A 12,424-nucleotide genomic window follows, 5' to 3' on the forward strand; every position below is an offset into this window, starting at 1 on the left:
GTGATTTTTTAAGAAGAAAAAACTAGTAACATTACATTATGGCAAAATCTGCACTATTAAAGTCGTCTATCGGTAAAAAATACTGGATGGCTCTTACAGGGTTATTTTTATGCTTGTTTTTAGTGGGTCACTTAGCAGGTAACTTGCAATTGATTTTTGGAACCGATTTACAGTTCAATCAGTATGCATACTTTATGACTACTAATCCAGCAGTAAAAATTTTATCTTACGTAACGTATTTTTCAATCTTATTCCACGCGGTTGATGGTATTGTTTTAACAATTCAAAACAAAAAAGCACGACCAATTGGGTATGTAAAAAACAATGCAGCAGCAAACAGTGCATGGCAATCTAGAAACATGGCTGTGTTAGGAACTTTATTATTAGTTTTTATTGCTACGCACATGGTTAACTTTTGGGCTAAAATGCACTTTAGCGAAATGCCTTTACAGCAACAAGAAATGAAACTTTCTCCAATGCCAGGAATGGAATTAAAAGCACAAGGTATTAATACTACCAATGGTGGAATAGTTTATAAGATTGATCAAGAAGGCAAAACCCTTTTTGTTGATAAAGTTGAAGGCGAATTAGAATTGCGTAACAATAAAGATTTTTATGCAAAAGGTACCGAAATTAAAGTAGCCGAAGGTTATAAAGATTTATACAAAATCACAATAGAATTTTTTAAAGATAAAAAATTAGGTTTAGTTTTTACTTTATTCTATGTGTTTTCAATGATCGTATTAGCATTTCACTTAATGCATGGTTTTGCAAGTGCATTCCAATCTTTAGGAGCTTACAATCCTAAATACAACGGGTTAATTAACGGTTTAGGTAAATTTTTTGCAATCATTGTTCCTTTATTGTTTGCAATTATTCCAATTTACATTCACTTTATTAAATAATCAGATAAATACGATTGATTATGGCATTAGATAACAAAATTCCTCAAGGTTCTATTTCATCAAAATGGACCGATTATAAAGATCATATAAAATTAGTTAACCCGTCAAACAAACGTAATATCGATGTAATTATTGTTGGTACAGGTTTGGCAGGTGGTTCTGCAGCTGCAACGTTAGCAGAATTAGGTTATAACGTAAAAGCATTTTGCTATCAAGATTCTCCACGTCGTGCGCACTCTATTGCAGCACAAGGAGGTATCAATGCAGCAAAAAACTATCAAGGTGATGGCGATTCAGTTTACCGTTTATTTTACGATACGGTTAAAGGTGGCGATTACCGCGCACGTGAAGCAAACGTTCACCGTTTAGCAGAGGTTTCTGTTAACATCATAGATCAATGTGTGGCTCAAGGTGTGCCTTTAGCACGTGAATACGGTGGTTTGTTAGATAACCGTTCATTTGGTGGTACGCAAGTTTCACGTACATTCTACGCAAAAGGACAAACAGGACAGCAATTGTTGTTAGGTGCTTATTCTGCAATGAACCGCCAAATTGGTCGTGGAAAAATTAAAATGTACAACCGCCACGAAATGCTAGATTTAGTAATTGTAAACGGTAAAGCACGTGGTATTATTGCTCGTAACTTAGTTACTGGCGAAATTGAACGTCACTCTGCACACGCAGTTGTAATTGCAACAGGTGGTTACGGAAACGTATTTTTCTTATCAACCAATGCAATGGGTTCAAACGTAACAGCTGCTTGGAAAGCACACAAACGTGGTGCATATTTTGCAAACCCTTGTTACACACAAATTCACCCTACATGTATTCCAGTTACAGGTGATCACCAATCAAAATTAACTTTGATGTCAGAATCATTACGTAACGATGGACGTATTTGGGTTCCTAAAAAATTAGAAGATGCACAAGCAATTCGTGAAGGTAAAAAGAAGCCTACCGATTTAGCTGAAGAAGATAGAGATTACTACTTAGAGCGTCGTTATCCTTCATTTGGTAACTTAGTGCCACGTGACGTAGCTTCACGTGCAGCTAAAGAGCGTTGTGATGCTGGGTATGGTGTAAACGCAACTGGTGAAGCTGTTTATTTAGATTTTGCCGCTGCAATTGAACGTTACGGTAAAGAACAAGCACGTATTAATAACTTAGACGAAAACAATGCTAAGTTAGTTTACGATTTAGGTAAAAAAGTGGTTGAAAATAAATACGGTAACTTATTCCAAATGTACTACAAAATTGTAGACGAGGATCCGTACAAAACACCAATGATGATTTATCCTGCAGTACACTATACAATGGGTGGTGTTTGGGTTGATTATAACTTAATGACTACTGTTGAAGGTTGTTACTGTATTGGTGAAGCAAACTTCTCTGACCACGGTGCAAACCGCTTAGGGGCATCGGCATTAATGCAAGGTTTAGCTGATGGATATTTTGTATTGCCTTACACAATTGGTGATTATTTATCAGATGATATCCGTACAGGAAAAATTTCAACAGATTTACCAGAGTTCGACGAAGCTGAAAAGAATGTTCGCACCATGATTGATCATTTAATGAACAATAAAGGAACACATTCGGTTGACTACTTCCACAAAAAATTAGGAAAAATTATGTGGAATAAAGTAGGTATGGCTCGTAACGAACAAGGATTAAACGAAGCAATGGAAGAAATTGCAGCATTACGCGAAGATTTTTACAAAAACGTAAAAGTTTCTGGTATTGCAGAATCATTTAACCAAGAGTTAGAAAAAGCTTTACGTGTAGCCGATTTCTTAGAATTAGGTGAATTATTTGCAAAAGATGCGTTACACCGTGAAGAATCATGTGGTGGACACTTCCGCGAAGAACACCAAACAGAAGAAGGTGAAGCAAAACGTGACGATGAAAACTTCTCTTACGTTGCAGCTTGGGAATACAAAGGAAATCCGCGCGAAGCAGTGCTTCACAAAGAACCTTTAGTTTATGAAAACATTAAAATGGTAACTCGTAGTTATAAATAACATGAAAAGTATTTATAAACTTGTAATTGCTTTAATTTTATTTGTATCAACTTTATCATACGGTCAAAAAACCGATTTTCAAGAAATTAAAAAACCATCAGCAGGTAAATCGTTGGTTTATTTAATACGTTCAAACGGAATAGGTGCCGCTTTAAATTTTAGAGTTTATGATAAAGAAAATTTTATTGGTAAAATTTCGTCGGGGACTTATATAGTTTATGAAACAAGCCCTGGTGAACATATTTTTTGGGCAGCATCAGAAAACAGAGATTTTGTAAAAGCAAACTTAAATGCCGATCAAGTTTATGTAATTGATGTTGAAGGAAAAATGGGTATGGTATTAGCCGCAGTTAATTTAAATCCATTAGATCCAAACAATAAAAAAGATCAAAATAAATTTTATAAGGTTATTAAGAGACATACTGAATTGGCCTACAATCCAAATTCAATAGATGCCGAAGATAAGGCAGAAAATGTTTATAAGGCAATGGCTAAATACGATGAATTAGTCAAAAAAAACAACAACAAAATAAGAAGTTTATCGGCAGAACAAACATTTCAGCACGCTAATAAACCTCAAAAAAAATAATTCAGATAGTTAACAAGGTCATATTAATTTATTGATTATTTGACTAATAAAACTTGACAAAAGATGAATCTTACATTAAAAATTTGGCGTCAAAAAAACGCAAAAGATAATGGTCAAATGGTCGATTATAAAATCGGCGGTGTAGAACCAGACATGTCATTCCTTGAAATGTTAGACGTTTTAAATAACGAGTTAATTGAAAAAGGAGATGACCCAGTAGCATTCGATCACGATTGTCGTGAAGGTATTTGTGGTATGTGTTCGTTATTTATTAACGGTGAAGCGCATGGTCCAGATCGTGGAGTAACAACTTGTCAGTTACACATGCGTAAGTTTAAAGACGGCGATACTATTTACATTGAACCTTTCCGTGCTAAAGCATTTCCGGTAATTAAGGATTTAGTTGTAGATCGTTCTTCTTTTGAACGTATTCAGCATGCAGGTGGTTTCGTTTCTGTAAATACTTCTGGTAATACACAAGATGCAAATGCGTTACCTATTCGTAAAGATAATGCAGACAAAGCATTTGATGCTGCAGCTTGTATTGGTTGTGGTGCTTGTGTAGCAACTTGTAAAAATTCATCGGCTATGTTGTTTGTGTCGGCTAAAGTTTCGCAATACGCATTGTTACCACAAGGTAGAGTTGAAGCTACAGAACGTGTATTAAACATGGTTGAAGCTATGGATAATGAAGGTTTTGGTAACTGTACCAATACAGGTGCTTGTGAAGTAGAGTGCCCTAAAGGTATTTCGTTAGAAAACATTGCACGTATGAACCGTGAATATTTATCTGCATCAATTAAATAATATTTTATTTAAATACTTTAAAAAATCCAAACTTTTTAGTTTGGATTTTTTATTTTTGATGGAATTTAAACAAACAATATGAAAAATATTTATTTATTACTACTTACATTCGCTTCAATAGGCGCTAACTCTCAATTTATTTATTGGAAATCTAACGAAGAAATTCCAGATCAAGCAATGGTTGTTTTTAATAACGATTCATCTAAAACTGGTTACATTAAAAACAATAAAACAGCAAATGTTGGTCTTAGAATGTTGTCATTGGATCCTAAACTTTTTAGACATGCCGATGTGGAAGCAGATAAAATTCTATTTAAAGAAGAAGGTGGTTCTAATTATGTTGAAATTCCTGCTAATACTATTAAACACGTAATTTTTTCGGGCGAAGAACCTACTCGATTTGATAAAATTACCGTTTTCAAATTCGATAAAAGATCACTTGAAGTAAAAGAAGATGAACCGGCAACCATGTTTCAAATTCCAAGGGTAGATGATTTTATTGTATTATATTCTAATTACTACATAAACGTGGGTAGTAATGGTTCTATAAACGATGAAATTTATTTTTACGTTAAACAAAAAGATAGTGACAAAACCTTTTATATGCGTTTTTTTGGTGGAAGCAGAAACAAAGATATCTTTCCTTCGTTAAAAATTTTGGCTCCTAAAAATGCTCAATTTGCTGATTACTTAGAAAAATTACGCGAGAAGAAATCAACCGAATATAAAGAATACAACGCAGCCGAAGAAAAGGTAATGGAAGAAGCAAAAGCGTACATAAAAGAAAATAGAAAAGAAATAAAATACGTACAACAACAAACCATTTTATACAATGCCCGTTTTGGTTTTATGTTTTCGTACTTAAGCAAAAAATTAGAACAATTTGCTAGTTAATTGCTGTAAAAAATAGGTCTATGCAAGTTGCCTTACTACAATTTAATACGCTTTGGGAAAATAAACAAGCAAATTTACAGTTCGTACAAACACAAATAAATACGTTGCCAAATGCTGTAGATTTGGTTGTTTTGCCAGAAATGTTTACCACTGGTTTTACCATGAATGCTTTGCATTTGGCCGAAGCTGAACAAGGAGAGACCTTACAAACGCTTCAACAACTAGCTATAAAAAATAATGTAGCAATTACAGGCAGTTGGATTGTTAAAGAAAACAATAATTTTTATAATCGTTTGTTTTTTGTATATCCTAACGGCACCTATAAAACGTATAATAAACGCCATTTGTTTACACTGGCTGGTGAGGACAAAACGTATACCGCAGGAACCAATCAAGTGTTAGTGTCATATAAAAACTGGAATATATGTTTGTTAATTTGTTACGATTTACGTTTTCCGGTTTTTTCACGAATTGTAAATTCCAACTACGATTTATTGGTTTACGTTGCATCGTGGCCTGATCGTAGAATTAACGCTTGGGATGCATTACTCAAGGCTAGAGCAATTGAAAATATGAGTTATGTTGTGGCTGTAAACCGATGCGGAATCGATCCTCAAAATGTATTGTATTCCGGACATTCTCAAATTATTGATTTTATGGGTGAACATTTGGTAGCACCTTATGAAAAGGAAGAAATACAAATAGCAACATTACAAAAAGAACCCTTGCAAATTGCACGAGAAAAATTGGCGTTTTTAAACGATGCCGATGCGTTTGAATTATTACGTTAAATTTTAAGTGTTTCATTTAACGTTTTATTTGTAAAATTCAAAATATTTTAACTATATTTATAGCACTTGTAAGGTTTTTGATTAGATGAGTTTATTAGTTTTTCTATAGGATAGCTTTACTGAATTAATGTTTAGATAGATTATCATGAAAAACCCAATAAAATATACAACGTTATTGCTTATGTTGTTAAGCATAACATCGGTAAAAGGACAGGTTCTTTATGCTGAAGATTTTGAAAGTTATAATGTAGGACCATTTCCAAGTTATACAAAAGGTTGGAAAGTAAGTGGTAGTTACAATGATATACGTATTTTTAATGAGCCAAATCGTGGTAAGGTACTAGCTTGGGGGTGGAATATAATGCCAGCTGGTCAGTATAGTTTTGCAAGTTGTTTGCAAGGAGGTGTTTTGGATAAGTTTGAAAAACGCGATCCAGGTAATGACATTTTAAAAATTGAATTTGAATTTTATTCAAAAGATTTTACAGGAGATCTTGCCGAAGTATTTGAATCGCGTATAGGCTTAACACCAAATGGTTATTTTTTTAGATGCGAAATTAATCCTAATGAATCTTCAATAGATACATCGGTTTTATATGCAGGGAAAATTAAAAAAGCATATGACCACAAATGGATAAAAGTTGAAGTGTATTATGAATATATAGAAATTACTGATTCTTGGGAAATTCTAATATGCATTCCTATGTTACAATATTGGGACCTTCAAAAAGAGAAAGAACTTTTATCTGAAGATATTATAATAGGATTTAGTGCATATAAACCAAAAGTGAATTATTCTGGAGCGTTGGTGAAATATGATAATATTAAAGTTTCAGCGGTTCCAACTCGTCCGGCTTTTGCAAGTGTAAACGATTTGATTTCATCTAAATTTAATGTATATCCAACTCCAGCAACTAATGTAGTGAACATTACCAACGCCGAAAATATGCAAATTCAACAAGTTTCGGTTTGCGATATAAATGGCAAGCGGTTAAACACCCAAAACTATACTAACGAAACCGAAATTAAGTTTAATACAGAAAAACTTGTAAGTGGTACATATATGCTGCATATATATACCAATCGTGGTATAGCAGTTAAAAAAATGATGAAAAAATAAACAATAAAACCTTCCAAGTGGAAGGTTTTATTGTTTATTAGGGTAACGTAATGGTTTCATTTAATTCCCAATTGGCTCGTATATCAAAAACCTTGTTGGGTAAAATAACGTTTTCGGGCTGTTTTCGTTCTAAATAATTACCGGTATCCCACATTTTATTTTTGTTGGCATCTTCAATAATACGTACAGAGTATTTGTCGGGTTCAACAGCTTTAAAATCTATGATACTTTCTTCGGTTATGTAAATAAAATCGTAAACTTTTTCATCTTTTGTAAGCAATTCAAAAATAATTGGATAGTTAACTGTACCAGCCAAGCTAAAGGTAATGTTTCCATAATCGGTTAATTTACCTGTTTGAAAACGCTGTACTATTTCGGTTTTTAAAGCGGTATCATAAACATCATTAATACTGTTTGGTTTTAAAAAAACAGTGTATTTTTCATCTTCAAATTTATCAAACACAATTTTAACTAAATTATTTAATGAATCGTTTTTAATGGTAAACGGTATTTGAACCGAATCTTTACTAATAACTTGTATTAAATGATTAGCAATTGTTTTAACAGGTGTGTTAGTGCTAAAAGCAATGGTGTCGCGGTATTGAATAGCACCTGTTTTTAAAAATTTAACTTGTAAGGTGTCAATTGGTTTTAAAGTACGTGGTGTAACTGTGTGCGTTTTGTTGTAGCTGCCTTGTTTAAAGTGAAACTGCAACGAATCATAATTTGCAAGCGGAGTAAAAATGTAAATAGAATCTTTATTAGGTACTTTGTAAAAATGCGCGGGTATGTTTTTGTTGTTTCCTTTAACGTTTACACTTAAATTTTTAGGGTTACCCTCATAAGCTGCTAACCATTTGTTTTGACTTACCATTGATGGGCGATAAGCAGTTGTTGGTTTTTTCTCTGAAAATAATTTTAAATGAAGGGTGCTTGTTGTTGGCAACGTAATGGGTTGATCTAAAAAACCAATTTTATCTGATTTTGGATCAAATTTATAATTGCTGTTTTTTTCTTGCAATGCAACTAAATAATAGCTGCCTGCTTTTAAATTTTCTAATTGTGCGGTAGTAATACTGTCTTTTGCACTTGCAACATATAAAGGTTTCTTTTTGTAAATTGTAGAATCGTTAAAACCTTCTTTTTCGTAAAGTAAAACATTTACCGTACCTTTTGTTTTGTTTAAATAAGCGTCTTTAAAAGTAGTGTTTAGTTTTAACGAATCAATAGTTTGCCCCGTTGCAAACACGTATTTAAAATTGCTAAGTGTGTTACTTTCGTTATTATCTTGTATGCTTTCACCAAAATTAAAACTATAAGTTGTATTTGGTTTTAACGTATCAAAAATTTTAATTTTAATAAACTTGCTTGGATACCCCATTGGCGTAATTTCGGGCATGGTTTCCATAGGTGGCGAAATAATAAGCTGCTGGTTAACTTTATTAAGCTTTACATATTCATCAAAATAAATTAAAATAGTGTTATCTTTAAATTGATTGCTAAAGTTTTTAGGTGCTGTTGATAAAATTACGGGTGCTAAAGTATCTTTAGCTCCGCCAGTAATTGTGCCACGTTTTGCACAATTGGTAAAAAGTGCAAGTGTTAAAACGGTTAAAAAAATAAAATATCGTACAAATTTCATTCGTAATAAATTTACAATGCAAAGTAACTATTTTTATTTGACTTTTTTAGCGTGTATAAGCCATAGTTAAAATGCTTATTTTGTGGGTTGTATTTTTTAAAATACAATTCCCTGCATTTTCTAAGGTTGATCCTGTGGTCATTACATCATCAATCAATAAAAAATGGGTGCTTTTTAAATAATTGTACTTTGGATTTACAACAAATTCTGTAGTTTTTTTTGCCCGTTGAAAAATATTTTTCTTTGTTTGGCTGCCGCTTTTATGTACTTTAATTAAGTAATCTTTATAAAAAGGCAGGTTTAAGTTATTGCTTAGTTCGGTACAAAATGCAGCTAATTGGTTGTACCCACGTTTGCGTTCTTTACTAGGGTGTAACGGAATGCATACAATTGCTTGCGTTTCTATAAAAACAGCATTATTTTTAAATTGCTTTAATGCAAGCTCAGCAAAAAATACCCCTATGTTTTGTTGGTTTTTGTATTTTAATTCATGAAGTAATTTTTGTGTAACGCTATCTTTAGAAAAATATAAAACTGCTGCACAATAAGTTACTTTTAATTTACCATAAAAACGACGTTTCATTTCGGTATTATCACTAACAGCAACCGGTATAAAGGGTAAATGTAATAAACATGTAGGGCATAAGGCATCACTCTGTTTAGGTATAACAGCATTGCAACCATAACAAAGTTGTGGATAAAATAAATCAAAAACAGTTTTAAACAACCACATTCACAACAAGTTTATGTACCTTTGTGTAATATACAATAAAAAATAATAGTTTTTTAAACTTTGTATTATAAAATTTAACTATCAGCAATTTTAGTATTTTTGCACTATGGCAAAACAAGACGACATTTTTAAAAATGTAATTTCGCACGCAAAAGAGTATGGATATATTTTTCCATCAAGCGAAATTTACGATGGATTAAGTGCTGTGTACGATTACGCACAGAACGGTGTAGAGTTAAAAAAGAACATTCGTGAATACTGGTGGAAAGCCATGGTACAAATGCACGAAAACATTGTGGGTATTGATGCATCTATTTTTATGCACCCAACCACATGGAAAGCTTCTGGGCACGTTGATGCTTTTAACGATCCGTTAATTGATAATAAAGATTCTAAAAAAAGATACCGCGCCGACGTTTTAATTGAAGATTATTGCGAAAAACTTTGGCAAAAAGCGCAAAAAGAAATCGAAAAAGCTAAAACACGTTTTGGCGATGCTTTTAACGAACAAGAATTTATAACAGCCAACCCACGCGTTGTTGAATATCTTTCTAAAAAGAAACAAATTTTAGAACGCATGGCTCATGGACTTGATTCGGGCAATTTAGAAGATGTAAAAGCTTTAATTGAAGAATTAGGTATTGCCGATCCTGAAACGGGTTCTAAAAATTGGACCGATGTACGCCAGTTTAATCTTATGTTTGGTACCAAGTTAGGCGCTTCGGCCGATACTGCTATGGATTTATACCTACGCCCAGAAACCGCTCAAGGTATTTTTGTAAACTTTTTAAACGTACAAAAAACCGGACGTATGAAAATTCCGTTTGGTATTGCACAAACAGGAAAAGCGTTTCGTAACGAAATTGTTGCGCGTCAGTTTATTTTCCGTATGCGCGAATTTGAACAAATGGAAATGCAGTTTTTTGTAAAACCTGGCGAAGAAATGACGTATTACGAGTATTGGAAAGAAACGCGTTTAAAATGGCATTTATCATTAGGGTTAGGAAAAGAAAATTACCGTTTTCACGACCACGAAAAATTAGCACATTACGCAAACGCTGCTGCCGATATTGAATTTAACTTCCCATTTGGCTTTAAAGAATTAGAAGGCATTCATTCGCGTACCGATTTTGATTTAAAAGCACACGAACAACATTCAGGTAAAAAGTTACAATTTTTTGATAACGAAACCAACACCTCGTATGTACCGTATGTAGTAGAAACATCGGTAGGGTTAGACCGTATGTTCTTAGCTGTTTTTTCAAAAGCTTTACAAGAAGAAACCTTAGAAGATGGATCAACACGTACCGTATTAAAATTACCTGCCGTTTTAGCGCCAACAAAAGCAGCGGTGTTACCGTTGGTTAAAAAAGATGGTTTACCAGATGTTGCCCGCCAAATTATGGAAGATTTAAAATGGGATTTTAATATGGCTTATGACGAAAAAGATGCTGTTGGCCGCCGTTACCGTCGCCAAGATGCATTGGGAACACCATTTTGCATCACCGTTGACCACCAAACTTTAGAAGACAAAACCGTAACCATTCGCCACCGCGACACCATGAAACAAGACCGTGTTTCTATTTCAGAATTACGAAATATCATCAACGAAGAAGTTTCAATGCGTAATTGGTTGTTAAAAACAAAATAACATACTTTTTTACATATTTAAAGACCAAACGAAAGTTTGGTCTTTTTTATTTTATTTAACACGATGTTATTTTTTTTGTTATATTTACAATTCACATAGTTAAAAATTATATAATTATGACAAAATTATCTAAAATTTTGTAGGGGGTAATGGTGCTAAACCTTACAGCTTGTACAACCGACAGCGTTTTTAACGAGATGGACGCGGAAAACAACAATCCACATACAAGTGCTAACACTAATTAATTATGAAAAAAGTTATAACACGCACCATACCTCTTTTTTTACTGTTAATTACCCTCTTAACCAATGCGCAAACTTTTTTTACCGAAGATTTTGATAGTTACCCCGCAGGGCCTTTAAATACAGTTTATGATAACACCACCCCCGGACAGGGGGGGTGGTTGGTTTCGCGCTCTCCGAATTTTTTACTTACTCCAATGATTACTGCCGAGGCAGGTAAAGGCAATGTACTTACAATAACTACTACCAGCCCTACGCAAGAAGGGTTAACTTTTAGGCAAGCGAACGATTTTTTAACTACCCTATGGAACAACCGTACACCAGGTAATAATATTATTAAATTTGAATATGAGTTTTATGGTGAGGGAAGTTTTGTTTTTTATGGAAATTTAATGAATTATTTTGTCACTAAACCCAGTGTAATTAATACAGCTTTTCAGTCAACCACAATTTTAACTCGTATATTGGGTAACTATTTAGAAAATAGTAGTAGTTATAAAATACATGTTTTAAAAAACTACAATGCTACAACCTTTCCGTACAATACATGGATTAAGGCAGAAATGTTTGTGGATTACAATACTAAAAATGTGTATTTTCACATACCTACATTAAACTTACAAGCAACTGGAACTTTCAACCACAATACTATACCTACTTATATAGATTTTGGTGCGGGTAGTTTAGATGCAACATCTGTAGTAAAAATAGATAATATTAAAGTTTCGGGTTTAAAAACATTGCCATCGTATATATTAAGCGTAAACCAGCAATTAGCTACAAAATTTAATTTATACCCCAACCCAGCAACCAATGTGGTAAACATAACCAATGCAGAGAACATGCAGGTAAACCAAATTACGGTGTATAATTTAGCAGGTAAACAAGTAAGCACACAAGCGTACAACAACCTAACAGAAATGCAGCTAAATGTAGCACATTTAGCAAGTGGTACCTATTTATTGTATTTACAAACCGCACAAGGTACAGCGGTTAAACAGTTTATAAAAAAGTAATTTTAATAATTTA

At 33.3% G+C, this 12,424-nt stretch carries 11 protein-coding genes; 9 read left to right on the forward strand and 2 right to left on the reverse strand.

Annotated elements, in window-relative coordinates; translation table 11 throughout:
- Nucleotides 1–38: 38 nt before the first annotated feature.
- The 7 genes from P3875_RS10145 to P3875_RS10175 all read left to right on the forward strand — a co-directional run bounded on the left by P3875_RS10145 (nt 39) and on the right by P3875_RS10175 (nt 7,127).
- Entirely contained in the window at nt 39–905 is an 867-nt protein-coding gene (locus tag P3875_RS10145) for a succinate dehydrogenase cytochrome b subunit (RefSeq protein WP_303443855.1), read from the forward strand.
- A gap of 20 nt (nt 906–925) precedes the next feature.
- Nucleotides 926–2,926, forward strand: coding sequence for a fumarate reductase/succinate dehydrogenase flavoprotein subunit (locus P3875_RS10150; RefSeq protein WP_303443856.1), 2,001 nt, complete (start codon nt 926–928; stop codon nt 2,924–2,926).
- Nucleotide 2,927: 1 nt separating this feature from the next.
- Nucleotides 2,928–3,515, forward strand: a complete 588-nt coding sequence (locus P3875_RS10155) for a hypothetical protein (RefSeq protein ID WP_303443857.1) — start codon at nt 2,928–2,930, stop codon at nt 3,513–3,515.
- Nucleotides 3,516–3,578: 63 nt separating this feature from the next.
- Entirely contained in the window at nt 3,579–4,322 is a 744-nt protein-coding gene (locus tag P3875_RS10160) for a succinate dehydrogenase/fumarate reductase iron-sulfur subunit (RefSeq protein ID WP_303443858.1), read from the forward strand.
- A 78-nt stretch (nt 4,323–4,400) separates the two neighbouring features.
- On the forward strand, nt 4,401–5,216 hold the full coding sequence (locus P3875_RS10165; RefSeq protein WP_303443859.1) for a hypothetical protein: 816 nt from the start codon (nt 4,401–4,403) through the stop codon (nt 5,214–5,216).
- Nucleotides 5,217–5,236: 20 nt separating this feature from the next.
- Nucleotides 5,237–6,007 (forward strand): nitrilase family protein, encoded by a 771-nt coding sequence (locus P3875_RS10170; RefSeq protein ID WP_303443860.1) that lies wholly within the window; start codon nt 5,237–5,239, stop codon nt 6,005–6,007.
- Nucleotides 6,008–6,152: 145 nt separating this feature from the next.
- Nucleotides 6,153–7,127 (forward strand): T9SS type A sorting domain-containing protein, encoded by a 975-nt coding sequence (locus P3875_RS10175; RefSeq protein WP_303443861.1) that lies wholly within the window; start codon nt 6,153–6,155, stop codon nt 7,125–7,127.
- Nucleotides 7,128–7,164: 37 nt separating this feature from the next.
- Here P3875_RS10175 and P3875_RS10180 read toward each other — a convergent pair whose 3' ends face one another.
- Both P3875_RS10180 and P3875_RS10185 read right to left on the reverse strand, forming a co-directional pair.
- Nucleotides 7,165–8,769, reverse strand: coding sequence for an Ig-like domain-containing protein (locus P3875_RS10180; RefSeq protein WP_303443862.1), 1,605 nt, complete (start codon nt 8,767–8,769; stop codon nt 7,165–7,167).
- A 46-nt stretch (nt 8,770–8,815) separates the two neighbouring features.
- Nucleotides 8,816–9,502, reverse strand: coding sequence for a ComF family protein (locus P3875_RS10185; RefSeq protein WP_303443863.1), 687 nt, complete (start codon nt 9,500–9,502; stop codon nt 8,816–8,818).
- A 106-nt stretch (nt 9,503–9,608) separates the two neighbouring features.
- Here P3875_RS10185 and P3875_RS10190 point away from each other — a divergent pair, with 106 nt between their 5' ends.
- Nucleotides 9,609–11,153 (forward strand): glycine--tRNA ligase, encoded by a 1,545-nt coding sequence (locus P3875_RS10190; RefSeq protein ID WP_303443864.1) that lies wholly within the window; start codon nt 9,609–9,611, stop codon nt 11,151–11,153.
- A gap of 247 nt (nt 11,154–11,400) precedes the next feature.
- Nucleotides 11,401–12,411 carry a T9SS type A sorting domain-containing protein gene (locus tag P3875_RS10195; RefSeq protein WP_303443865.1) on the forward strand — a complete coding sequence of 337 codons (1,011 nt, stop codon included), beginning with the start codon at nt 11,401–11,403 and terminating at the stop codon, nt 12,409–12,411.
- The last annotated feature ends 13 nt before the right edge of the window (nt 12,412–12,424 follow it).

It is taken from the genome of Myroides sp. JBRI-B21084 (genome assembly GCF_030545015.1).
Taxonomy (GTDB): domain Bacteria; phylum Bacteroidota; class Bacteroidia; order Flavobacteriales; family Flavobacteriaceae; genus Flavobacterium.

What these genes read in the sequence shown, in the direction of transcription:
- P3875_RS10145 (WP_303443855.1), top strand. Translation starts at nt 39, where the DNA reads ATGGCAAAATCTGCACTATTAAAGTCGTCTATCGGTAAAAAATACTGG.
- P3875_RS10150 (WP_303443856.1), top strand. Translation starts at nt 926, where the DNA reads ATGGCATTAGATAACAAAATTCCTCAAGGTTCTATTTCATCAAAATGG.
- P3875_RS10155 (WP_303443857.1), top strand. Translation starts at nt 2,928, where the DNA reads ATGAAAAGTATTTATAAACTTGTAATTGCTTTAATTTTATTTGTATCA.
- P3875_RS10160 (WP_303443858.1), top strand. Translation starts at nt 3,579, where the DNA reads ATGAATCTTACATTAAAAATTTGGCGTCAAAAAAACGCAAAAGATAAT.
- P3875_RS10165 (WP_303443859.1), top strand. Translation starts at nt 4,401, where the DNA reads ATGAAAAATATTTATTTATTACTACTTACATTCGCTTCAATAGGCGCT.
- P3875_RS10170 (WP_303443860.1), top strand. Translation starts at nt 5,237, where the DNA reads ATGCAAGTTGCCTTACTACAATTTAATACGCTTTGGGAAAATAAACAA.
- P3875_RS10175 (WP_303443861.1), top strand. Translation starts at nt 6,153, where the DNA reads ATGAAAAACCCAATAAAATATACAACGTTATTGCTTATGTTGTTAAGC.
- P3875_RS10180 (WP_303443862.1), bottom strand. Translation starts at nt 8,769, where the DNA reads ATGAAATTTGTACGATATTTTATTTTTTTAACCGTTTTAACACTTGCA.
- P3875_RS10185 (WP_303443863.1), bottom strand. Translation starts at nt 9,502, where the DNA reads ATGTGGTTGTTTAAAACTGTTTTTGATTTATTTTATCCACAACTTTGT.
- P3875_RS10190 (WP_303443864.1), top strand. Translation starts at nt 9,609, where the DNA reads ATGGCAAAACAAGACGACATTTTTAAAAATGTAATTTCGCACGCAAAA.
- P3875_RS10195 (WP_303443865.1), top strand. Translation starts at nt 11,401, where the DNA reads ATGAAAAAAGTTATAACACGCACCATACCTCTTTTTTTACTGTTAATT.